General features: G+C 47.4%; 30 protein-coding genes. 8 read left to right on the top strand and 22 right to left on the bottom strand.

All coding sequences use genetic code 11. The features are described 5' to 3' along the window. The 3 genes from JET16_RS05055 to JET16_RS05065 all read right to left on the bottom strand — a co-directional run bounded on the left by JET16_RS05055 (nucleotide 1) and on the right by JET16_RS05065 (nucleotide 2,191). Entirely contained in the window at nucleotides 1-213 is a 213-nt protein-coding gene (locus JET16_RS05055; RefSeq protein ID WP_199614603.1) for a hypothetical protein, read from the bottom strand. A gap of 97 nt (nucleotides 214-310) precedes the next feature. Continuing rightward, nucleotides 311-1,075 carry a prepilin peptidase gene (locus tag JET16_RS05060; RefSeq protein ID WP_199614604.1) on the bottom strand — a complete coding sequence of 255 codons (765 nt, stop codon included), beginning with the start codon at nucleotides 1,073-1,075 and terminating at the stop codon, nucleotides 311-313. A gap of 147 nt (nucleotides 1,076-1,222) precedes the next feature. Then, nucleotides 1,223-2,191, bottom strand: a complete 969-nt coding sequence (locus JET16_RS05065) for a metal-dependent hydrolase (protein ID WP_199614605.1) — start codon at nucleotides 2,189-2,191, stop codon at nucleotides 1,223-1,225. Between the two features lie 174 nt (nucleotides 2,192-2,365). On the opposite strand from JET16_RS05065, the gene JET16_RS05070 reads away from it, so the two are divergent. The 8 genes from JET16_RS05070 to JET16_RS05105 all read left to right on the top strand — a co-directional run bounded on the left by JET16_RS05070 (nucleotide 2,366) and on the right by JET16_RS05105 (nucleotide 4,641). Beyond that, nucleotides 2,366-2,473 carry a heavy metal-binding domain-containing protein gene (locus tag JET16_RS05070; RefSeq protein WP_199614606.1) on the top strand — a complete coding sequence of 36 codons (108 nt, stop codon included), beginning with the start codon at nucleotides 2,366-2,368 and terminating at the stop codon, nucleotides 2,471-2,473. Nucleotides 2,474-2,730: 257 nt separating this feature from the next. Next, the gene (locus tag JET16_RS05075; RefSeq protein WP_199614607.1) at nucleotides 2,731-2,970 is read left to right on the top strand and encodes a helix-turn-helix transcriptional regulator; all 240 of its coding nucleotides are present in this window, start codon (nucleotides 2,731-2,733) and stop codon (nucleotides 2,968-2,970) included. Further along, on the top strand, nucleotides 2,967-3,119 hold the full coding sequence (locus JET16_RS05080) for a hypothetical protein (protein WP_199614608.1): 153 nt from the start codon (nucleotides 2,967-2,969) through the stop codon (nucleotides 3,117-3,119). Before JET16_RS05075 ends, JET16_RS05080 begins: the two co-directional genes overlap by 4 nt. Nucleotides 3,120-3,121: 2 nt before the next feature. Then, nucleotides 3,122-3,478: a hypothetical protein gene (locus tag JET16_RS05085; protein WP_199614610.1), complete on the top strand. Its 357-nt coding sequence runs from the start codon at nucleotides 3,122-3,124 to the stop codon at nucleotides 3,476-3,478. A 22-nt stretch (nucleotides 3,479-3,500) separates the two neighbouring features. Then, nucleotides 3,501-3,803, top strand: a complete 303-nt coding sequence (locus tag JET16_RS05090) for a hypothetical protein (protein ID WP_199614612.1) — start codon at nucleotides 3,501-3,503, stop codon at nucleotides 3,801-3,803. A 58-nt stretch (nucleotides 3,804-3,861) separates the two neighbouring features. Continuing rightward, on the top strand, nucleotides 3,862-4,146 hold the full coding sequence (locus JET16_RS05095) for a hypothetical protein (protein ID WP_199614614.1): 285 nt from the start codon (nucleotides 3,862-3,864) through the stop codon (nucleotides 4,144-4,146). Next, on the top strand, nucleotides 4,143-4,334 hold the full coding sequence (locus JET16_RS05100; RefSeq protein WP_199614616.1) for a hypothetical protein: 192 nt from the start codon (nucleotides 4,143-4,145) through the stop codon (nucleotides 4,332-4,334). The genes JET16_RS05095 and JET16_RS05100 overlap by 4 nt, the downstream gene beginning before the upstream one ends. Beyond that, the gene (locus tag JET16_RS05105; RefSeq protein WP_199614618.1) at nucleotides 4,327-4,641 is read left to right on the top strand and encodes a hypothetical protein; all 315 of its coding nucleotides are present in this window, start codon (nucleotides 4,327-4,329) and stop codon (nucleotides 4,639-4,641) included. The genes JET16_RS05100 and JET16_RS05105 overlap by 8 nt, the downstream gene beginning before the upstream one ends. A 246-nt stretch (nucleotides 4,642-4,887) precedes the next feature. On the opposite strand, the gene JET16_RS05110 is transcribed toward JET16_RS05105, so the two are convergent. The 19 genes from JET16_RS05110 to JET16_RS05200 form a co-directional block, all read right to left on the bottom strand. After that, the gene (locus tag JET16_RS05110; RefSeq protein WP_199614620.1) at nucleotides 4,888-5,775 is read right to left on the bottom strand and encodes an N-acetylmuramoyl-L-alanine amidase; all 888 of its coding nucleotides are present in this window, start codon (nucleotides 5,773-5,775) and stop codon (nucleotides 4,888-4,890) included. 9 nt (nucleotides 5,776-5,784) lie between these two features. After that, nucleotides 5,785-6,366 (bottom strand): hypothetical protein, encoded by a 582-nt coding sequence (locus tag JET16_RS05115; RefSeq protein WP_199614622.1) that lies wholly within the window; start codon nucleotides 6,364-6,366, stop codon nucleotides 5,785-5,787. A 497-nt stretch (nucleotides 6,367-6,863) separates the two neighbouring features. Then, on the bottom strand, nucleotides 6,864-7,037 hold the full coding sequence (locus JET16_RS05120) for a hypothetical protein (protein WP_199614624.1): 174 nt from the start codon (nucleotides 7,035-7,037) through the stop codon (nucleotides 6,864-6,866). 4 nt (nucleotides 7,038-7,041) lie between these two features. After that, complete coding sequence (locus JET16_RS05125) at nucleotides 7,042-10,851, bottom strand: hypothetical protein (RefSeq protein WP_199614626.1); 3,810 nt, start codon at nucleotides 10,849-10,851, stop codon at nucleotides 7,042-7,044. Nucleotides 10,852-10,855: 4 nt separating this feature from the next. Next, the gene (locus tag JET16_RS05130; RefSeq protein WP_199614628.1) at nucleotides 10,856-12,400 is read right to left on the bottom strand and encodes a hypothetical protein; all 1,545 of its coding nucleotides are present in this window, start codon (nucleotides 12,398-12,400) and stop codon (nucleotides 10,856-10,858) included. 4 nt (nucleotides 12,401-12,404) lie between these two features. Next, a complete protein-coding gene (locus tag JET16_RS05135) occupies nucleotides 12,405-12,746 on the bottom strand; it encodes a hypothetical protein (RefSeq protein ID WP_199614630.1) in 342 nt (113 codons plus the stop codon). 16 nt (nucleotides 12,747-12,762) lie between these two features. Next, a complete protein-coding gene (locus JET16_RS05140; protein WP_199614632.1) occupies nucleotides 12,763-13,563 on the bottom strand; it encodes a hypothetical protein in 801 nt (266 codons plus the stop codon). 11 nt (nucleotides 13,564-13,574) lie between these two features. Continuing rightward, nucleotides 13,575-14,972, bottom strand: a complete 1,398-nt coding sequence (locus JET16_RS05145; RefSeq protein ID WP_199614634.1) for a hypothetical protein — start codon at nucleotides 14,970-14,972, stop codon at nucleotides 13,575-13,577. Continuing rightward, nucleotides 14,929-15,618: a phage adaptor protein gene (locus tag JET16_RS05150; protein WP_199614636.1), complete on the bottom strand. Its 690-nt coding sequence runs from the start codon at nucleotides 15,616-15,618 to the stop codon at nucleotides 14,929-14,931. Before JET16_RS05150 ends, JET16_RS05145 begins: the two co-directional genes overlap by 44 nt. A gap of 42 nt (nucleotides 15,619-15,660) precedes the next feature. Continuing rightward, nucleotides 15,661-16,236, bottom strand: coding sequence for a hypothetical protein (locus tag JET16_RS05155; protein WP_199614638.1), 576 nt, complete (start codon nucleotides 16,234-16,236; stop codon nucleotides 15,661-15,663). A gap of 52 nt (nucleotides 16,237-16,288) precedes the next feature. Continuing rightward, nucleotides 16,289-17,770: a right-handed parallel beta-helix repeat-containing protein gene (locus JET16_RS05160; RefSeq protein WP_199614640.1), complete on the bottom strand. Its 1,482-nt coding sequence runs from the start codon at nucleotides 17,768-17,770 to the stop codon at nucleotides 16,289-16,291. A gap of 209 nt (nucleotides 17,771-17,979) precedes the next feature. Then, the gene (locus JET16_RS05165) at nucleotides 17,980-18,162 is read right to left on the bottom strand and encodes a hypothetical protein (RefSeq protein ID WP_199614642.1); all 183 of its coding nucleotides are present in this window, start codon (nucleotides 18,160-18,162) and stop codon (nucleotides 17,980-17,982) included. Then, nucleotides 18,162-18,497, bottom strand: a complete 336-nt coding sequence (locus tag JET16_RS05170; RefSeq protein WP_199614644.1) for a hypothetical protein — start codon at nucleotides 18,495-18,497, stop codon at nucleotides 18,162-18,164. Before JET16_RS05170 ends, JET16_RS05165 begins: the two co-directional genes overlap by 1 nt. A gap of 12 nt (nucleotides 18,498-18,509) precedes the next feature. Beyond that, on the bottom strand, nucleotides 18,510-19,400 hold the full coding sequence (locus JET16_RS05175; protein WP_199614646.1) for a Mu-like prophage major head subunit gpT family protein: 891 nt from the start codon (nucleotides 19,398-19,400) through the stop codon (nucleotides 18,510-18,512). Between the two features lie 17 nt (nucleotides 19,401-19,417). Further along, the gene (locus JET16_RS05180; protein ID WP_199614648.1) at nucleotides 19,418-19,852 is read right to left on the bottom strand and encodes a hypothetical protein; all 435 of its coding nucleotides are present in this window, start codon (nucleotides 19,850-19,852) and stop codon (nucleotides 19,418-19,420) included. An 11-nt stretch (nucleotides 19,853-19,863) separates the two neighbouring features. Then, complete coding sequence (locus JET16_RS05185; RefSeq protein ID WP_199614650.1) at nucleotides 19,864-20,715, bottom strand: hypothetical protein; 852 nt, start codon at nucleotides 20,713-20,715, stop codon at nucleotides 19,864-19,866. A 137-nt stretch (nucleotides 20,716-20,852) separates the two neighbouring features. Continuing rightward, nucleotides 20,853-22,250 (bottom strand): LamG-like jellyroll fold domain-containing protein, encoded by a 1,398-nt coding sequence (locus JET16_RS05190; RefSeq protein WP_199614652.1) that lies wholly within the window; start codon nucleotides 22,248-22,250, stop codon nucleotides 20,853-20,855. Beyond that, complete coding sequence (locus tag JET16_RS05195; RefSeq protein ID WP_199614654.1) at nucleotides 22,237-22,578, bottom strand: hypothetical protein; 342 nt, start codon at nucleotides 22,576-22,578, stop codon at nucleotides 22,237-22,239. The genes JET16_RS05190 and JET16_RS05195 overlap by 14 nt, the downstream gene beginning before the upstream one ends. After that, entirely contained in the window at nucleotides 22,575-22,733 is a 159-nt protein-coding gene (locus JET16_RS05200; protein WP_199614656.1) for a hypothetical protein, read from the bottom strand. Before JET16_RS05200 ends, JET16_RS05195 begins: the two co-directional genes overlap by 4 nt.

Here is a 22,733-nt window from a genome sequence, read left to right on the forward strand (position 1 = left end):
TTACAAAACATCCACGCTGTCGTCGTAATCGTAACGAAATCCGTCCAATGCCGTGTTCGCAGTACGGCGGGCCACCGGGTCGGCATGGTTGTATTCTTGCAATTTACCGAGCACCGATTGATACGTCGAGATTTTATGATAGTCGGCTCCCTGGTTGATCGCTTCTCTCAGCGCCTGTTCGATCACGGCCATATCGTGCGGATTCAGCTGCATTATGTTGTCTCCTCCGTGTGATATATCGTAGAGGGTCTTAGTTTGCCCACAACGGTGAACATCTATTACGAATTTATGCCAGCTCCGAGGTCCGGCTTTAAAATACGAATAAAGACAAATAAGAGTTCAACCATTGTTCGCCATATAGAAACGCGAAGAACGATCCGGCAGCGATAAAAGGCCCGAACGGAAGCGGCTGCCGCTTATGTTTGCCTGCGATTATTATTGAAACTCCATAAACCGTCCCTAATATGCTCGCTGCAGCTAATGAGAGGATCGTAAGCTTGATCCCTAATAGAAGGCCGATGAACAAATACAGCTTGATGTCTCCGCCTCCGATGCCTCCGCGGCTGACGACGGCAAGCACATACAAAGCTGTGAACCCGATCGCTGCACCCGCTAAATAATCCCATACCGGCAGCGGATGCAAAAAGACGCGCACGGCGAGCGCCGCAGCAACACCTGTAAATACGACTTTGTCCGGGATAATCATGCACTTTATATCGGTAATGGTGATAACGATGAGAACGGAGACAAGGAGCAATCCGGCGATCCATTCCGAGCGCAACGGACCGAAGTGCGCGCCGATCCAGATAAACGCGGCGGCTGTTGCCGCCTCCGCGGCCGGATAACTCTTACATATTCGCTCCCCGCAATACCGGCATTTTCCCTTGAGCAGTGCGTAACTCGCCAGAGGTATCATATCGCGAAGCGCCGGACTGCGGTTGCAATGCGCGCAGTGCGGCGGCGGGAAAGCAACCGGTTGCTGCGAAAGGACACGCATCGCAGCTGCGTTCAGGAGGCTGCCAATGATCAAGCCGAATAAACCAAGAATAATTGCGAATGGGACGACATGTTCCATGTATTCTCCTTCCAATATAGAAGAAAAGGCAACTCAACGAGTTACCCGATCGTGATTCATCTCTTCAATTATACTAAAATTTCCGGACAGCGGCTGCTTTAATTCATATAAACGCTGCGGCAACAAACGGTCAATCGCGTTGACGCCTTATACGTACGGTCCTTCCCACGCCTTTTTCTTCCATCCGAGCCGTTCCGATACAACATTGAGCCCTCGGTCCAATTTGACGTCGACGCCGAATGGAAGCCTTCGGTCGTACCAAAACCGCACATCGCTCCATTGCACGAGATAACCGTCCGACGCCTCCGTCACTTTCACATGGACCCGCTGGGCGAAATATAGGAATGTGCGAACTCCGTCGGTGCTTCGCGTCGCTTCGATGAGGGGATGTTCGCGCTCGGCGCCTTTTTCGAACTGTTCCGTCTCTTCGATGTGACCGTGTTTGATCATTCCGGCTGCATAACGGTTCGGGCACTCCATTATGAACGCCCAATGCCACCAATTCAAGCTGGGAATGATATAGCACGTCCCCGGTGAGCCGTATATTTTGCGGATGATTCGCATCCAACGGTTGCGCCTCCATGCCCGCATACCGATATATATGAACGTCGCGCCATAAACGGCGGGGAACAGCAATTGCGGTTCGGCCGATCGTGTCGCCCATAGCAGCAAAGCCGCGGCATGGAGCACGAAAAGCGCCGGTTCGAAGATGGTAAGGATGTCCAGATGCAGCCACCGCCGGGAGAAGGGACGCAAACACTGCACGCCGTAGCCGTTCAGCAAGTCGAGAATAACGTGAAACACGACAGCAGCCATCGTCCAGCCGTACACATGCCAAGCGAACTGCGGAACGCCGAATGCGAACGCGAGCGGGACGGCAATAATCGCCGGCCATATCGCAAGCGCGGGCAATGAATGCGAAACGCCCCGGTGTGTTCTGAGGTATGCATTCATGCCCTTCAATCTCATGACCGTATCCAAATCGGGGGCGTGAGAGCCGATCATCGTTCCCGCCAAAATCGCCGCGAACAGCTCCGGGTGTGAAGCCGCCGCCGGATCAAGCGTTGCAACACCTGCAAGCGTTGCGCCGAATAACAAATGACTGACCGTGTCCATGACGTTACCCCTCCTTGTGCGTTTGCAGTTAGCTTAACAAGGAAGTGTTATGGGAAATCAAGTGGAATGTGAAGATTTTTTTAATGACAGGAGGCCGGGTTGAAACGACCTGCGGCTGGGAACCGTATGTATATTCAGGTTTCTTAAAATGTTCCGCCAAGGAGGAGTTTTTATATGATTATTACGACTACGAACACGATTGAAGGCAGCAAAATTACTGATTATTTAGGTATAGTGAGCGGAGAAGCAGTTACTATATTAGGGCTAATAATTATTGCATGATCCCCCTCACCCTATCCGGAACAACCGACATATCAAATTAAGCTTTACACTCGTCACACACACCGACAATGAGAAATTGATGAAAGTTCCAGTACTCTGTTTTGCTCTCGCCATATCCATCACTCCTTTGGTTGATGGTATATGTTATGTTGATAGGCTTGTCCATATTCCTGTATTTGCAATACATTTTTACTGTACATTCAGGAACATTTTACGGTATAATAGAGACAAGTCTATAATAAAAGGAGGATGAATATTTGGAGGCCGTAAAAGTGAAACACAAAACTCATTGCAAAATTGGCGAACTATTAAAAGCAGAAGGACGCACCCAAAAATGGCTTGCGGAACAAATCTCAACCGAGCGTAAAAAAGTGACTTCTCAGATGGTGAGTGATTGGGTGAATAACCGTTACCCACCGCACATCAATTACATATTAAAAATTCAGCGTGTAACCGGATGGACTTTGGATCAAATGTTCGAGGAGGTTGAGGAATGATAAAGCAATTTATTATTGAGGTTGACCAAATTCACGGTACTGTAGACTATAAAAACCCTGACGACCTGACATATTTTGAGGTGCTTGGAGCGATTGAATACACGAAATTGATTGTCACTAAGAATTTTCTTGAAGATACGGAGGATTAGGTATGAGTAAACTTCACGAGTTAAAGAAATTAATCTTGGATGGTAAAGCTTTAGTGAATGATGGATTGAAAGAACGTTTGGAAAAAGATGAGTTGACCGAATCTGATCTTCGGTTCCTTAACAAGATCGCCTTTGGGATGGGTTTGAGTTTCGATGAAAATGGAACTTTTGCAATGACAGAATCACCGAAAGTTATTGATTTCCCGAAGCCGTGGGAAGTGATCGTTTTTCCTTGGGGTTCTGCTGTCAGAAATCGTACTACGGATACATGGACTAATTTATTCCTTCCTGATGGTCAAGAACTGAACGTTGAGAATATACCTGTAATTTTGCATGATAACGGAATTGAATTTATTTAGGTGACAAGGAGAGAGGTTGACGATGAAACCGAAAATTTGGTTTGAAGATAACTTGTTACGATTCAATCCTGAATATAGTATTGAGGTTTATGACCCAAAAGGTCTAGAAACACCCAACATTACGCAACCATCGGATTGTGTTGATTTACAAATCGGAAACATTGAGAAATATGAGCAACACGGTTACACCCTCTATGTAAAAGGTACTGAAAGAAACGTGATTGTCGTTGAAATCGGGAAATTAAATATGCGTGTCCTCCATGAATATTCGCATTTGATTCCAACGTGGATGAAAGAAGATTTCAACAGATTCTTAAGCGCGTAGCGCCATCGAGACGACCGAGTAAGCGCGAGCCGTATAAGGTCTAGAAGGAGAGATGATCATGAATGAACGAATCAAGGAAATAGAGGATAAACTACATGATGGAGATTACGATTGTTATTTCACATCAGCTTTAGGTAATGATGTATGCGATAAGAGTGCATCACAAGCGATTGAATATCTTCTCTCCACTATTACATCCCTACTAGCAGAAAATGATAAGTATAGAGAGGCATTGAAAGAGGTTCAATTAGCATCAAAAGACGATACACTGCCGGACTTCTATCTGTTGGCTCGGACCGTAAATAATATCGCCCAATCCGCTCTAAGGGAGGAACAGGAATGAAGGTAGATGATAAGTTTGGACCAATATTAATTGATTATTACTTACCTGAACACATACGCGACCATATGCGAATGTTAGGCGTTTCAAAGGAAAAAACAGAGGAAATGGTTAAGTATATAATGAGCGATTCAGAAAAGAAAGCGAATTACATGAAAGTAATCGAGGAGTTAGCAAAGGAAGATGCCTGAAAGATGGTACCGCCCATGGTGTGAACTAATCGTAAAATACGCAAAAGAACGGTTTGGGCGCGAGCTTGATCTTGACTACGTAATGAATCAGCCAATGCATCTTATATGGGGGACTTATATGGACGCAAGAGCTTTCTATAAGCTTGAACGTACATACTTCTCCTTAGACGATGTACCGGATAAATTCAAAGATGGTAACATAGTCGGTATACGTGGTCATGGTCGGTTAGATCAATATGTATGGAGTAATTCAGAAGGTAAATGGATGAGTATAGGAACGGTATTCGATGAATTTTATAAGGGGTGAGATGGATGAAACAAGAATATACTTTTCACGAGGATGTAAACAATCCTAGATATTTAATCATTCAAAACTTCATGGGAGGAACTTTAAAACTTCCAATGACTACTAAGACAGAATATCCCGAACAATTATTCCGAGCATTCATGAACGAACTGTATATGATTAAAGGAGTACAAGAGGTATTCGAATCGTATGGAGCAAAGTTTTATACAAGAAGTGAGCCCGAGGAATAATCCCCGGGCTTTTTTGTTACAGTAAATTCCGTTTCTTCGCCTCTTGTGCAATCAATATCAGTTTCCGAAACGCCTCTTCATGGTGAGTTCCTTTTGTGCGGTATTCTTCATAAAGTCCACTAATACGATCTTCTGTGGTGATTCCAAATACGGAAATCCCAAGCTCAACGAGAATAGCCGTAAACATCTCTATTTTCCGCTGTGCTTCTTTTCCCCATTTACCGGATAGTTTCCCCTTAAGATCAGCTATACGCGAAGCTAGAGCCACGATTTCGACCGTCTGAGCGTTGGGAGTGTTGAAGTAGTCCCAATACTCCTCCGCCTCCGCAAGTGTCATAGAATCGACTTTAGCGAGGTCTGCATACAGTTGGCTCCACGGGAACAGTACGCCGGGACAAAAGGGCTTTCCAATTGAATCAATCTGGAAGTGGCCCAGTACATGCGCCGCGTCTAAGGCGATTCTGTGCCCGTACAGCCGTTGCACTTCATGTTGAATGTATTTGTGCAGCCAACGTGTTGCGGCGTATTGCTCGGGCGTTACATCGCCTTTAATGCCGTGATACGCTTTTACGGCTGACGTTTCCTCGTCAACAGTCACATATCCCTCATGTTCGATGGATACGGCATATAGATTCGGGTTCACCTTCATGGCTGAGATAATCGGTGCTTTGGGCTTCTGAATACGTCCCTGCGTCCATGGTGCGCGGTCAATCGGTACATACTGGACGATTTCCCCTTTACGCGACACCCCAAACGTAGACGATGCGGATTTACTCCTGGGATTGGAGAATGTGTTATACATGCTTCCCATGGTTGCAGCTGAAATATGATCCGCAATTATCAGAGGTTTATGCCCGTTCCTTGATCCGTGTTTATGGACAATTTTCTGTTCTATCGTATACATAAGACCCTCCTAATGGGAGAAGTCGTCATTATTATTCTTTGCGCGTGTTGCGTCCACAGCCGTTTCGCCTAATATATACGTAGCCACAAGACCGGCGAAGGTGAGCACCGTTTCGTTATCAATGCCGAGCTCAAGACCATCATTGAGCACGATCAACACCGCTGTTATAACCGCCATCCAAAATTTACGAGACTTGAATTTGTTTTTCATGAAATTGTTCCTCCTTAGATTGTTTCCGAGTGTACGGAATAGAATGTTGAGCCTTGCAAAAAGGACAATTATAAATGCCCCCAAGTGCGATATAAACGGCGACTTGCTTTTCGTCACTGAAACTTGCGAATAGCTTATTGAATTTGGAGCAACCCACCCTTTCACCCCCAAATGAGCCATAATTAATCGCTGATTCTCTAACTCAGCATCCATTTTTGCTTCCATACGTCTTTCTTTAATCCGCTGCTTCAGACTTCGTTTCTTCTGAAAATAAAAAGTAACCACACCCGTCACTATGGCGGAGGCGGCTACTGCATGGGGCCCAAGGTATCTAATGATTGGCTCTATGATGCGTATTAGTAGTTCGATTACGTCGTCCATTGTCATAATCACCATCCGGAGGCGGTTTGGTCAGCAATATCTCGCGTTCCTCCACATAAAATCTCGCTTTATCCTCTCCCCATAACCACACTAAAAATTGATACATTTCACTTTGGTCGACAGGTTCATCATCCAGGATGCAAAATTCGAATACGAAACCGAGCATATCGCACCTCCTTGAAATAGAAAAATCCGCCCATAGTTGGACGACTTCTGGTATAATATTCTAGTACAACTTGCTTGGGTAGGAATAGGCTTGCCTCCAGTGGGAGGTGATGCCTATGCAATTTTCGTTCGCGGAAGTAATCATGCTCGGGATGTTTGTCCTCGCGTTGCTTACTTACCTGAATAAACGAAAATAACCCGCCCAGGTCAACGGTTCGGGTTATTTCCTTGGTTTTATGGAGGTTTCCCATCCAAGAGTTGTGCAGGGAGTCGGGTGCAACCGGCTCCTTTTGTTATTATTACTTTATCATAAGCGTTTTAGTACGGCAATGCTACATGTAATCATAAATCTTTCTTCGGATGTTGTCATTTCCGGCAGGGTCGCAATCGCCTTTCGGTACTCTTGTGGTTCTCCACCATACGATAACTTTCAGCACGTTCCACACAATCAGGAAGCAAACAATACAGGACCATGTAAACCCTATAATTTTATATGCATCCCACATTTGATTACCTCCCCAATAATTCGTCAATCCTTCGCTCAATGGCTGCAATACGTCGGTTTCGTTCGGACTCTCTTATGGACTCATCTTCCCAAAGTTTATCAATTGACCGTTCCAACTTCTCAATGGTCCGGTCTGTCTGTAGTGTATCATATTCCTGTTTAGGATTGTCCGATTCCAAAATATAACGAGAATCTTCTACTCCAAGAGGCCGCAAGTCGTTACTGTAATATTCCCTCGCTTCCGGAGTAGCAGACGGACCAAACATAATTTGTCGAACAAGGTTTACAAGGTCCTGCTCAACCGGATACTTTAATTCAGGTTCTTCCATGCGATTACCGAATCCGAACGGACTGTTGGCAAGGTTGGTTGTTAATGCGCCTTTATCCGCAATGGAGGAGATGCCCTGTAACGACTTCTTTAACTGATTTCCGCCGAAAGGTAACAACACTTTATACAACGGATCCTGAACGCCTTTTACCGCTAACAGACCTTCACCGAAGCGTGTCGGGTCGTTGTCTCCGAACAATTCCTTTCTGGTTGGGAGTGTATCGCTTCCATATTCAGGGTAAATACTTGCGAGTTGTTGCCCGAATGGAACGTTGGAGAGGACTTCACCCGCGAGTCTTCCTCCTGCCCCGGTGATTCGTTCACCTGTCCCTTTTGTGTCGTCACTAGCCTGCGCATACGCCTCGTAGATCGCTTGTACAGGGTCGAAGGTAACTCCGCTACCTCTAACCGCTTCGGCTCCTCTATTGAATAAATAATTACCCAAGAAAAGGAGCACCAAACCGCCGAAGTCTTTCTTGCTTACAAAGTCTCCCATGACTCGCCACAGGTTTGCCACTTCAAGCGTAAACGGTGCAAGGAATTGGACCACTTTCGCCTTTTGAGCAAGTGGAACCTCACCGATCCCTCGACCGGCTACAAGTCTACGGGTTTCATCGTCGGCGTATTTAATCGGATCCGGTACGCCTTGTGCCTTACCTTTTGCTAACATGGACTCCCAAATGAACGTTGTACCGAGACGGTCCGATGATTCAATCATCCATTCAGCAAGACGTTTGGTTTGTCCTACACCGGTTTTTAACCCTCTCCAAAAGTCATCGCCTACCACTTGATCGAACTGACGGAACAATCTCCCGGAAAAACGCTCTTTCAAGAATTGGGACTGCGCCTGTTCCTTAGAACCTTTGATAAGTGTAGGCAGAGCATTCTTAGCTCCAATCGCCGCGAATTGTTTAGCCTCTGCTATTCCAACAGGGATGTTTGCCAATTGAGCTACGGCAGAGCCAACGTTTCCAAGTATCGTATTCGCCTTCACTCGGTTATTGAGCATTTGCAGCGCCATAATGGTTTTGCGTCCACCTGGCAAAACTTCAAGAGGCCGATCCAATACGTTTGTTTTCCCGGCCAAATCCTGCGAATATCGCTGCAAGAACTGAATGAAGTTGTTTAGGTTCTTTGTTTCCCCCGTCTCATCCGCCAACGTTTTGGCAAGGCTGCGGAAAACGTCTATATGCGGGTCGATATGAATTGCATACGTTGCCGATGGGATATATTCCAAAAAACCGCCCACCGCATCGTTTGTAAATGGTCCTAATCCACGTTTTTGCATGAAAGAAGCCCATTTCGATTTAGGCAACACAAATTCCGATATGCCTACCAAGCTAGGGTCAATTGCCGAAGGCTGTTCAAACAAATTCCGGATTCCCGAGAATAACCCCATTTCCTGAAAGTGACGGTAGTAGTCCTTACGCTTTGGCACTTGCTTCTCGGTATTGTTCGGGTATATCCGCGCTCGGGTTTTGTTCACTTCGTCAATCAACGCATCATACTTCTGACGGAACCATTGATCCGCTTTGACGATGTTTTTCCAGTCTTGCGGTGCTTCTTTTTTCAACTGTTCCAGGTCAATTTGCTTTTCCCCGAATCGTTGCACAAGTGCGGACGCTTTGCTTCCCTTCTTTATCCCCAGTTCGTCCACAATCTTGGATTTCATCTCGTTCAACAGTTGTTCTTGTTGGTCAATGTTCGATTTTTTCGCCGCGTCAAACGGATCGAGAATCGACTTTTTGACTAGCGGGTATTTGTCGCCGAATACCTTGTTGAAGTTCCTGTACACGTCCGTAGAATAAAACGTGAACGTGGACAGGTCTTTCATCTTGCTTGGGTCAATGCCGGCTACTCCAAGTTCTTGTTTTCGGACTTCTTGGCGTAACCGTTTTGCCTCTTCCTTGGACGCTTTGAACAACTCACGAATACGTGGACGGATTTCCTCGCCAAACGCTTGCACCATTTGTTCAGTGAAATCAGCGAGTTTTGCCGCGCCTTTTAAGACGTAACCGGCTCCGAGTTTCGTATACACGTCAATTGGGTTGCTACTCAAACGATTTCCCCGGATTTCGTTCATTGCCGACTGTATCAGTTCATCCGCATAGGTGTTAATCCGGTCCCGGATGCGTGGTGTCGATACATCCTCAATGATATCGTCATCGTCCAAGTCATCAACGATCTGCTGCGGTCGCGCTTGTTGTACCGGTTGTGGAGTTGCTTGTGTTGTTGGACTTGCTTGTGCTGCTTTAGTTTGTTCGCTCCGGCGTCCTCTCGTCTGCTGCGGTGGTCTTGCTCCTGCTGTGGTCTGTGGCATCGCCGCCGTTCCCGTTACTCCACCTTGGTAGCGGTCCGCCATGGATCGTACCGGTAAACCCGCGCCGGACACCTCGCGCATACGCTGTGTTTCCCGAGCGCGTTCAACGAGATTTGGAGCAACGCGTTTTGGGCGAGACGAATATGCAAGATCGATCATGGTTTCCAAATCCGGTTCATCTCGTGTTGCAAATCGACCCCATGCCTCCAAAAATTCCTCTCGTTCCCGTCCCGGTGTCATTTTAGCGCCTTCCATCGACCGTGCAAAGGCTTCTAAACGATCACGGTATGGATTAGTCTGTCGAGCCGTTCTCGCGGTTGTAGGCGTCAATAAATCAGGCTCAGGCAGTCCTATAGGTTCCACCTTACCCGATGCAGGAATAACATCATCCGTAGCCGCAGTATTCACGTTTCCACGTTGGCGAGGTTCAGGCAATGCAAGCGTTGGTGTCGGGGCGGCTTGTTGCGGCCTAAATGCTCGGATAAGTCGCTGAATGCCTTCGCCCACCAAAGGTGCGGCCGCACCAATCGCACCGCCGGCCGCACCTGCAATACCTATATCCACACCTCTTTGCCCCAACGTTTGGTCATTAATGCCGGCAACTTGTTCACGGATTTCAAGCGGAACCTGAGAAGCGGCACCTGTAGCCGCTCCTGCCCCTGCTTGAGCAGCGATCCGACCAAGACGAGGCAGATTCTTTCCTAATGCGCCAATCGCTTGGAACGCTTTTCCCGTGGGCAATGCTTGGGCGATAATCTCTCCGGCAATTCCTCCAGGACGTTGCGCACGTGCTCGCTGTTCTTCAAGCGTCTCCTGTCCAAGCGCTCGCGCCGTTCGTTCGGTTAATCCACCCGATAGCACAGAGGGAACAACATTCGGAATGTCCATAAGCGCTTGTCCCGTGCCTTCAAGAATCCGCTGATAAAGTGGACGTTCCGGCTTCACTTCCACCCTTGGCGCGTTTAACGCCGGTGCTCGACTGTGGTCTTGGTTAATCATGCTGCGTCTTTCGGAACGCAAGTCGCTATCCCTCAACCCTTCTTGAGTGTATCGTTTCCGATTCTTTTCCTTCATGAAGTTATCGGCAGAGACTAACCCGCCGGAAGTTGTGGACCCTGTTTGCTTATTCTTTTTGCTCAGAAAGTCATTCGCACTTACGAGAGGCATGAAATCACTCTCCTAACAGGTCCATGTATTCTTGAATAATTTCTTCACGATCCACATTAGATTTTGCTCGTCTCCATCGGTCATCCGACTTAGCGAGGTTTATTGCTTCTTGTCTCAATTCTCCGCTGTTATCTTGTGGTGTAAATCCTTGAGCCGTTCTGACAAACGCGTCATACCCTTCGCGTCCAAGATTGGCGGCAATATCAGCGGCGTTAAGGTTTAGATACTCCTGTATATCTTCCGGAGTCGCGCCGTTTTGCCTTAGTACGCTCAATTGATTCATAAGATTGGATTCGTATGCGGTTTGCGGGTTCCCACCGCCCATCATATCGATTTCTTTCTTAAGCTTCTCAACTTGTAGCCTGTCGTACTCTGCTTCTGCCGCTGTTTGTGGCGGTCTTGCACCTATGTTTGCAATTTGCTTTTTGAGTTGTTCGAGTTTCAATTTTTGTTCTTGTGGCATGAATTCCGCTTCCATCTGTGCCACTTGAAGTTCCAAATCTTTAAGAAGATTAGTGCGGGATTGCGGGTCAAGCAATTCATTGATACTGATTTCGCTGATCTGAGTTTGTAGGTCGTTCAACTTTCCGGCTTGTGTGAATGTTCCATCAGGCAGCTTTCCGGTGTCTGCAACCGTGTCGCGCAAACGATCGTATTCTGTCTGCTCTCTCGTATCAAATGTTTGTTGTTGATTATACAGAGGCGACAATGCAGCGATCATGTTATTAAACTGTTGCTGTCTTTGCGCCTGTTCCTGTGCAATAATCTGCGGCACTACTTGCGTCATAAGGTACTCTTGTTGGTCCCCTGCTATCCCCGCAACACGTTCTCCTAATCCGGTAGAACGTCCAAACCCTGCCGAACCATATGCCTCTTGTGCGGCCCTGGTCTGTGAGTGTTGAGCTCGTTCTGATTGAGCTTGTGCCGCTCTGAATGCATCCGTTGAATAGGGATCGATAGGTGTTTGATTGTTCATTTGATTCATGATGGCCGTGATCATGTCATTAATTTGCTGATCGGCAGGATTTACCCGGTCGTCTAATCTTCCGCCGCCGATGGTGTTGAGTTTGCTTAACCAGTCCTGAGCGCTTTGTATACGCCCCTGGTCGCCCATCGCTTGGTAAACGCCTAATGCTTGGTTAGCGCGTTCCCATTCGGATTTGAGTGCGTTAGGGTTAGAGGCGTAAAATGCAAACCTGTCAGGCGTGCTCATGCCCTGTTCTGCGGACTGGAATATGCCGCCCTGGTATGAGTTGGTTTGAAGCGGTTGTATTTGATTAGGTTGCCCGCTTTGCCATTGGGCACCGTCTGCGCCAGTTTTTTGCGGTTGTACGAATTGCGGTTGACTTTGAGGCTGATTAAACCTCGAATAGGCATCATTGAAACTATTGGCATCCGTATACGTTGTGCCCATATAGTTCTTTCCCGGTTTCATAAATGGCTTGTTGTCCACCGTTACGGAGCCTGAGGCATTGTCGTATCCGATTCGGTCATTGGTTATGCCCTTACTGTTTAATAAGTCCCGAACTTTTTGGTCATAAACGGCCATGTTTTCACCTCCGAGGTGCTTTTTTCTCCAACTCAGCAATTCGTTTCTCCAATTCTTCTAATGCCTCTTGAAGCGTTTGTTCCGTATGATAATTACGGATGTACTGCCAATCGGGAACAATCAATTCGTCATCAGCCCATAGCCGGATGGAACCGAATGTGGAGATTTCCATGTCTGTGGCCGTGTCGGTTGTAACTGCGAACTTATCCAGGTTGTCGAAGTACCCCAAGTGGAAGTTCTTCTTGCCATCTTGGAAGTGGAGAAGCTTATCAGCCTCACTCGCAAACACATGCGTTGATGTGGCCAAAATAATACCTACGATTGCCCCGATTATAAATTTTTTCACAGATATACCCTCCAATTTAATTTTGTGTGTGGGAATGTGATCCGCTTGCCGACCACAACTGCAATCCGAGTTGATTTCCTGCACTATCGTAAGTCATTATATACCTTCCTGTTGTGATGCCATGATTATGATCTCCGATAGTGCTTGTAGATGCTCCCTTTACAGCTTTTGAATCTAACGCAGCTTGCAGTGTCTGGTTTGTGACTTTATTTGCTACATACAGCCAATCCGGGACTTTCAGCAAGCCGTCCGCGTTAAGTTGGATGTCGCTGTTCGAGTTGATCTGAATCGGTCCTCCGTTTACCCCATCGATGGCAAATGCACCAACGCTCGGAAAGTATCCGACATAAAAGTCCCGCGTGCCATCGTGAAAATTAATAACGGGAAAACCCGTCAAATATTCGGGGTTAAATTCAATCCAGGTATCGGCATCATAAAGAATCTTGATCCTGTTTCCAGTCATTTCTATACGTGGATTCGTTGCCGAAGTTCGTATGATTCCGCCTGTAATTGTCCCGTCTTCCGCTGTAACGTTTCCGTTCAAGTCCACACGGAAGGTGTTTTTTGTCCCATTATTGACAGTGATTCCGTTAGAATCGATTGTAATGTAACCGCCATTGTTTATATTAAGCTTTACCGTCACTTTTCCGGCGTTAAGCGTTCCGGCATCGACATGATCGGCGGTCAATGAGACCACGTTCAGGGAGTCCAGGTTGAGAAGTGTATTCGTCAACTCCGCAACCAACTCGTTAATTTTACTCTCTATTTCGCTAAATGTCGGTTTGGGAGGCAAATTATTTAAACTAGGTACCGGCATGGTATCCCTCCTTAATGTTGCACCGGTTGAGTCCGGAAGTATCTCTGACAGCTATGCAACGTAAATTCACCCGATCCGCTGATCCTAAACCGTATCCAGTTACCCAAGGGGACGGTGTCAAGCGGAACAATCACGTTGACGTTCTGAGCGGCGCTAGATACAGCCAAACTACTAGTCAGGGTGGTGTAGGTACCCCCTTGGTTAACAGAAGCCTCTACGGTCAATGTAGTGCCGCTAGGCGCGGTTACTTGGAGATGGAGTTCATAGTATTCTTTTTCCGCTTCCGGTTCGCCCTCGTCAAAATCCTTTGTGACCACTTGATAACTCCCAAATGTCGTGCCCTTCACCTTATACGTCTGTCCACCGTCATCTCCCGCATATAACACGTTGTTGAACAACGTTCCGAAGCGGTATTCTTCGGTTAGGTTGCTAATGTTCCATGTTTCGTACCGAGGGTCATAGACAAGACGAATATTCGGTTCTGTGTTGCTTCCAGTGACTAAGTTAAGGTAATACCTCAGACCGTCTGTGAAGCCGTTACACTTCGATACATGCGTTTGGTTAATGGAGTCAAGGTAAACCCTTATAGGCTGTCCAATGGCTCTGTATCCGCCTCCTGCGCCGTAATACACATCATTCGGCCCCAACCAAAATAGATATTGTCCGACTTCGACAATAGTTTTATAAGCGATACACCCGACATCGTTTGAAGTTTCGACCAATCTATGTGTAACTCTCGAATCCCCTGTATGGAATATGATCCCGAGAGAATCCTTTTTAAATACCCAAATCTTCCCCTCAAATCCCTTAAGTCCGGTAACATCCCCGCCATTAGGTGTCCATATTTGCACCTGACCGCTATTTTCTGCTGTCGTCCAGTCTGTGGCGTTTTGGAACGCGCAATAGTGGACCGTATCCCCCACGGCGATGTACACTCTTCGGTTATCCGCGGCGATGTATTTCCCCTTAGGAGCGTTCGCGGCGTTCAAATCCGCAAGTGCGGTCCCGTTCCAATACTTCACGTTGTCCGTGCCATTCGTGAGAATGAGCGCCAATCCGGATACGTCGAAGTTGGTTGCGTCCCAATCGGTATCGGTGAATGTCCCGGCAATATCCGTCCATGTGCCGGCGTTGTCGTATTGGAGTTTCGTTCCCACCGCCCGGACCATATGGGTATTGCTAAAGTTGGTTAGTAATCGCGTAATTCCCCCGCCCGACGCTCCATATGTCGCCCTCTGTTTGGCTGAATAAAGGGCGGGAAACTTATCTGTGTCCCAACCGTAACCGTCAACATACTCATTATCTTTTGCATTAAAAGAGGGAGTGCCGTTGTTCAGCCCTCCCTCAAACATAAATCGTTGTCTTTTAGGTTGTTGTCTGCGTGATAACGACCACCTTACGGCTACCATAGGAATCACCCACCTTGTACCCTACATCTATTGGTTGCGGCCATTCTGGCTCATTTAAGCGCATATTCCAAACGATATCATCAAGTTTCGCTTCGCGTTCGCTTACGTAGTTGTTACGCATGGCCTCGTCTTTTCGTGCAGCGGCAATTCGTGCAAGTAAGCCGAGTTTTAAAATTTCTTGGTACTTCTTCGGACATGTCGGTTCGGCTGTAAGATTGGACGTGTTCCATTCTGTGGCTTCTTTGTCCAGGTAGATATATACGTCTCTCCCCGCATTCGCTGTTACCGGACCACCCGGAATGTTGATGAAAAAGTTATCTTCTACGATGGTGTACCAATAGGCTTCTTCGTCCGCATAGGTGTTGTCGTCATTGCGTTTAAACGGTAACTGTGTAAATGACGGGTCCGTGGTGGAATTGTTGCTTTGTATGGATATCGTTTTGATCTTGTCTACTTCTACGCCCGATGGAATCGGATAAAAATATTGGTTCGCTACGATTTCGAACGAATATGGAACGGAATCGATCTCAAGGATTTCGAACAGTTCCCGTTCTTCCTCATTAACCCATACAATCTTTTGGGCTGTTGTGTAACTATTTCTATAGCGTAAATCTACGTCATCAAGGATTTGTTGACGTGTAGCCATTGGTTCACCTACTTTCCCAAATAAAAAAAGAGCCTTATGGCTCTATGGCTGTACCTCATAGTAGACGATCATATGAGCCTCTATATTAATCGCGTCAAAAATATCATCGGAGACGAACGAGCCTTTTTTTGAATCGTACCGGTAAGATTCGTTGTTGGCGATGAACAACAGTCTGTTTTCCGGTAAAATCAACCCATCAGGGTACTCTAGATGAATCGGCATTTCTGTCGTTCGTGAACCTGTTAATTTGACGTTTAGCGATAATAAGTTTCGATCCACAGAATGGTTAGCTCGAGATTTTGGAGTCTCAATCTTTTTCACCGCATCGTTTAGATTATTCCCCGGATAGGTTAAAGAGGCCAATGTTTGTCTTACCAAAGTGTCATCCGGTTTATGATTCGGTTGTGGACCGGCAGTCAAGTACCCTTCAATTTTTTTGATTTTTACAGGTTTTTTTTCGTTAAATTCAATCCCCCATGTATGACGGCCCAATTCCCAAGATTCGATGCCCCAATGAAATTGTTTTTTGGTTATGGGTTCAGCATTTATGGATGGTCCGCAACCTACAACCAAAAGAACCGCAAACATTAAAACCGTTACTATAACTCGATTTCTCATAAAACCCTCCAATGGTCTAGTATGCATGGTCATTATATCACAATTTGGTAGGTTATGAGAGTTGTCCGAATGCGATCCAACTAATAATCATTGTGTCGCCCGTTCCCCCGGTGAATTTGGTATCGATGTTTGTTGCATCAGTAGTTGCAACAATGAGATTTGCACCTGTGTTGGTCACGTTTCTTGCTTGTATATTTAAAAGTTGAACGCCGTCCGAGTTATCGGAAGCCTGTAAAGCAGGAATAATTCGCGGTAATGTTCCACTGGCAAACGGAACTTTGAACGTAATCGATACCGACTGGGATACAGCGGCAGCAGGTGCTACGGAGGAAGTGCCCATATCCATCATCGGGTACCCGTTTACTTTGCTAACGACGCTCTCATTGGCTGTTTTGTTGTTGAAACAGTGGTTTTCCTTGATCTGGTTAAACCCGCTATTGACCGTTTCCAAAATACCATATTCTTGTGTACGAGAGGTCCCGGTACGTGTATCAAAGCACAGGTTACCCGCTATTATATTATTTTTAGATGGGAACGAGGCGCTTTGGTCAGAGAGTCGAATACCTGCACTACCCGCATCGGTACGACCGTTGTCAAAGCAAATGTTATTACTAATAACGCTTGTGGTGGCGGCAACTGTCGTACTTCCCCAATGGCGTATCCCATCGTTTCCATTACCTTTACAAATGTTTTTCGAAATAACATTCCTTCCGCAACCGTTCGAAAAATCGATCCCGATCACTTTGTTTTCACTGCACTGATTATCTGTGCATACGACATCGTTGCAGTTTTGAACGTTTATCCCATAGTCGTTTGAATATAAAACGTTTGATTCTAACGTGATTTCGTCTGAGTCTGCAATACCGATTCCGTTCATTCTATTTACAGCGATACAGTTAAACGCCTGACTGTTCAAAATACGGCAACGGGAAGAACGTGTCGATCCTGATGCACCGATCGATAAACCCTTCCTTGTCGGTGATTCAGAAGTTGCATACGGATCCTGAATACTGTCTGCTATGCAACGGATCATGTCCGATTGCGTGCATCCATGGAAGCGAATCCCGCCTTTGTGCCATCCTCTTACTTTCACATTTTCGACCGCGACTTCGTTGCACAAGTCAAAGTATGCACCTATCAAATTATAATCGCCCGGATCATTGCTTAATTCGATGGTCATATTTTTCAATACGATTTGGTTTTTGCTAAGTGCGTAAAAGGCAAAGGTCTGGGCTGCGCCTGCACTGACTTTGATCGTCGTTTGTTCTATGCCGGCTCCTTCAATGGTGACGTTATTGACAGGGATGGTTAATAAACTGCCTGAACCTTGCAATAGGTATGTGCCTTTTGGGAAGTATAATCGATCTCCACTTTGTAACCCCGAAAATGTTGTTTGCAATTTCGTTAAGTCGTTTGTTACTCCGTCTGCTGTAGCTCCTTCTTCTTTGACGTTGATGAGAATGTCACCCCACGTTTTAACGTTGGAGATAGTACTTCCCACTCGCTTGCTGACTAATTCATTTACACTTGGCATGTTCTCACCGCCTTATTTCTGAATAGGCTTTCTTCCTCTGCGTGGAACTGTTTCAGACGGTTTCCCCGCTTGCAGCAATTGCGCAATTTGCTCAAGCAGTTGATTCGTCCGTTTTTGTTCCGCTAATAATTCATTTTTCCATCGGTTTTCCGGTGTGATCGGGTCAAAGTGCATATTTTCACCCCACATAAAAGAAAAGGGGGAGCATCTTAGCTCCCCTTGTTCTCCATCTTGCCACTGGCGATGAGTTCCGCGCGCATGGCGTTGAAAAGACTTGCTTTTTCTTTCTCTTCCAACTTCGAGAAATTGGCCCAAGTACCGACATACGGCACTTTGGGTGTATTTGACGCTGCCTGACCGTTAATAACCCATTGTGTCCGTTGCTCGCTCATTACCGCAACACCTTCGCCTTCCAAGAACCGCTTGCAAGATCAATGGCTGCCGCCGTTCCGTTTCGAAGAACGATAGTAACCGTATCAGCAGCTGTAACAGAATGCGACATTTGAATTCCTTGCAAATCGTAAGGGGGAGCAACTAGGGTGTAGTCCCCCAATGCCGCCCCTGTAACGGTAATCGCAGCGGTTGCCTGTGCCCCCGCCGCTATTGAAGCCGGGTCAATGGTCGTCGTCCCGTTGAATACTTTTGTAAATAGTGCGGTTTCTGAACCTTTTGCGCCAATTCCGAAGCCACTTTCAGCAGCAACTTGGCTAAAGTTTGTGTAAGGCATTCAAAACCCTCCTTATACGCCCGTCGACCCGACTAAATGTCTCCAATTCGTAATCTCGTTTGCATGACGGAAATAACCGTCCCAAGACTGCGAGCCGTTCGGGTTCATGTATTGGCGCTTTTTAAACTCCGGTTGCACTCTCCAAATGTGGTTCAACTGATGACGGTTACCGCAGATGAACCAACGAACGGTAGTGTACTGGTCCCAGAAGTCCGAAACAACCAATTCAAGATTCGGCAGCACATTCTTGTCGTTGTTCGCCGTGCCGGTTTGCAAAGCAGATTGCAGGATTGACGCAGCAGTGAATTGCAGCGATTGCGGAACAACCAACTTCGACGGACGAGAAGAAATCTTTTTGCCGCCTTCATCCTCCTGCTTACGGAACAAAATGATTGCATCTTTCAGCGTCGTATCAGATAATGCGCCGGTTGTCAGGTTGTCTTGTGTACCGCCGCCGTCTCCATGGTTCGGATGGTCGTTGGCAAATGCAGCTTTTCCGTCATAGAACGTGGAGTCATACAAATCTTGTAGGAAAGATGCACACTCTTGTTCCACCGCTTCACGTCCGCCGTGACCCGCATCCTTCGCCATGTCCTGAACTTCGTTATATTTCGCATCGTCGATTTGTTCGCGGGACATGATGACTTCAACTGCAAACGGTTCGTAGTTGGTGACAATCAACGGCCCTTGCTTGAAACGCTGCTGATCGGCGTTCGCCAATTCCGCTTTGCTTGTCCATCGGCTCATGCCGGCAAGGATTTGAGTGGTGTTGTTGTGGCTGTCGCCCGTTTTGCTGTTGAAAATGCGGGACCACTGTTCCGGCTCTTCGTCCCACCCCTCAAAGAATGCCATGTCAATTTTTCGGGTATATAGATTGTTAAATTGTCCTGTGTTCATAGTCATTTAAGTTCACTCTCCCTTTACAGTAGTACGAGATTCGCACGGTTGATTACGACATCTGCTGTATCCTCTGTGTTGTCGAATCCAACGACAAAACACATACCACCCGTGGTATCGTCCAGGTTGATTGTCTTTTCGTCGGACAAGTCAAACGCAGTGCCGTACAAATCGGCATTGGCGAGAGACGTTTTGGTTGTGCCCGTGTAATCGATGCGAATCACCGCATCCGCAATCAATTGAACCAATACCGTATCGTCGTCATCCACACTCGCGCCGGTAGTTACGGCTTCCAATGCAATACCGATGATTGTTGTGGATGCTGCTACAGCGGTGGAGGCGCGTCCACTTGCTACCTGCAACAGGTCGCCTTCTTCAATCGTTTGGCTTGCGGCGACCAAAACTTTCATGGTGATCGGCTGATTGTAGCCGGATAGCGATTTGATATATCGTGCCATTCAAATTCCTCCTATGCTTTTTTCTTCATTTTGCGGTACTCTTCCAAGTTCCCCGGCGTACCCTTTTCCCACAGTTCCCGCGCTTCGCGTTCGCTTATCCCCAATTTTCTGCGCTGAGATTCGATGTCAGCCGGAAGAGGTTTCGGTGTCGCCGAGCTTGTCGGGCTATCCCCTTGTACGGTTCGTTGCTGTCCGGATCGCTTGGCTGCGGCACGTTGGCGTTCTTCCATCGCCCGTTGTTCCACAAGACGCGGACCGCCTACCGCCCAATACGCTTCCTCCACGGACATTTTGCCGCCGTATTCATTGATTTTGTTGATGATCGCTTGTTTCATGCTGCCGATGCCTTGGAATTGCGGATTGCTGCCGAGGGAATTGATTTTCACTTCCACTCGAAGCTCCTGCAATTCGTTGTCTCGCTTGCGTTGCTCCATGTACTGGCGGGTTTGTTCTTCATTCCAACCGTACTGTGTTGCGTATTGTTGCGCTTCTTGGAGCATTTTCGAATCGCGTATGGCTTTCTCGATCTTTTCCGGATCGCCGCCCATTAAGTCAATAACGGCTTTGTGCTTTCCGTACTTCGATTCGTACTCTTGCTCCGCCTGTTCCCTGATCTTTCGTTTCTCGCGCTCTAGGGCTTTTTGGAACGCCGTCTTTTGTGCTTCCGGTAGTTCAATGTCCTCTTCCTCTTCCTGCGTCTCAGAATCGACGTTAGAAGCCTCGGATTCGATTTCGTCCGCTACATCCAACATTTCCTCTGTTTCTTCCAGTACAGCGGCATCCTGTACGTCCGGTTGTACGTCCTCTTGAACGTCAGCGGTCATGCCCGTTTCTTTGGCTTGCAGATAATCTTCTCGGTTCATGCTTATTTCCTCCTTTTGTGGCTCTCGGCATCAGAGCCTCTTATCATGCCCGTCCGTTCTTTCACGGTGTCCGCTCCAAGTGAGCATATAGAAAAGACCCATGGAGTCCATGAATCTGTGAGAAACTATTCAAACTTTTAACTTGGTGTTGCGGCGGCTGCGTTTACAGCAGTAAGTGTTGTTGCTCCGTCATTGACCTGAAGGTTGCCATTCGTCGGCGCAAGGTTCGTAAGAAGCGATCCTACCCCAAGAACCTTGTCGTTCAGCGGCGCAAACATCTCAAGTCCTGCTTGCGATATGACGCCCTCGTACAGTTGACGTATCTTTTCAGCAGTCAGTTTTGAGCGGTAAATGATGACGTCTTTGAAATTTGTATGCTTACAATAGGCGGTCGTCCCGGCTCGTCCGATTGCCCAAGACGCGAACGCCGAAGTCGCTGCCTGTGTGACATTGTAGAGTGCGGCACCGTTCCAGTACACATCTACAATATCCGAGATGTAGTTATACGTTATGGCTATGTGGTACCAAGTTCCAGCGGCCACCGTTCCGGCAGCACCGATGATCGTGCTCGCGCCATTCGTAAAATACTTCAAGGCACCGTCCGGGTCAACAATGATGCGCTCTCCAGCACTTGTCCCCCACGAAAACACGGTTGTCGAGGCGGCGGGCATCGTGTCAATTTTAAACCAGAGAGCTACCGTGTAGCTGTCCAAAGCATACGTCGGCGTGTACGTGATCGGCGTATCCTTGGCAACGTCTCCAGTCAGGATGTACCCTTTCGGAGAGCGAAGCAGACCGCCATACTGCGAGTCACACTTGTCAAACATCGACGGCGGCACGGACTTTGCGAGAGCTCGGTGTCCGGCGTCGTTATAATGTGACAGGTCAAAGACGGCAGCCGCGAGCGCTTTTTGCAAAGAATGATCTAGTGCGGCGTGGAACAGATCAATCACATGGAAGTCCATCGCTTCCAGTTCCGCATTGAAGTTTCTTGCGTATTGGTAGTGAGTCGCATCATAGCGGTCAGTAGGCCACTGCGTTGCGACCACCGGCACAATTCCGCATTGCCGGCACATCTGCACTAGCTTGAGAATCCCGTTACGCAACGTATTCATGACGGCGACACGACCAGCGGTGGTTGTCTCGTTGTGGAAACCTTCGTTTCCCATCGTAGGCATAAGGATGCAGTAGTCTGGGTTCATAATAATCACGTCTTTGTAAAACCGATCAGCCATGAGCGCTGTGTTGTCACTACCCACACCCCGGTTGTAGACGGTAAAACCAGCCGACGACAGGTAGCTTTTGAGCAAAGCGTGCATAGATGTTGTGTTAGCATTCGAGGCTCCAGTCCCATCGACGGTTGACGATCCAAGCATGACGATTTTCTTGCTGTGAAATTCGGGACGCACCATTGGCGAGTAGTTGCTGTTGGTAAGAGTAGTCTCTAGCTTCTCGTATGCACCAGACCATACTTTTCCTGTTGTGGTACTTATTCGTCTAGCATTTACGCTCGGAGATGGTCTAAATCGCGACATAGGAGATGCCCTCCCCGCTAACGGAGGCATCTATGTAGATCAGATTCGTGTTGTTTACTGCCAGCGTTATGCTGTCTTTTGCCGCAAGGTCCGCACCGTAAACCGTTGAAGAAACATCGTTCCCACCGACATATATCCTGCCAGTATTCCCGGCTTTAGCAATCAGCGTCACTTCCCGGCAAGCGTAACTTGGAAGTTGTACTCGCGTACCCGCAGTGGTCACGTTTTGCACCGCGCCTTTTAACGCATTACTGCCGATCGGCTTCGTACTTGCTACACCACTAGAATCAATCGCTAACGGCTTTCCCGTTTCGCTATGGATTATCACTTGCCTCCGCCTCCCATCTTTCCCGTTTGCTTATACGTCTGCTTCGCTCCTTGCGTCCGTCCCGGTTCGCTTCCCTTTTTCGTTGTGGTGGATGGTTGGGACGATTTCACACCTTGCGGACCGATAACCTCGCATTTCCCTTTGCCGTATGCCAT

This window comes from Paenibacillus alkalitolerans (assembly GCF_016482785.1).
Lineage (GTDB): Bacteria > Bacillota > Bacilli > Paenibacillales > YIM-B00363 > Paenibacillus_AE > Paenibacillus_AE alkalitolerans.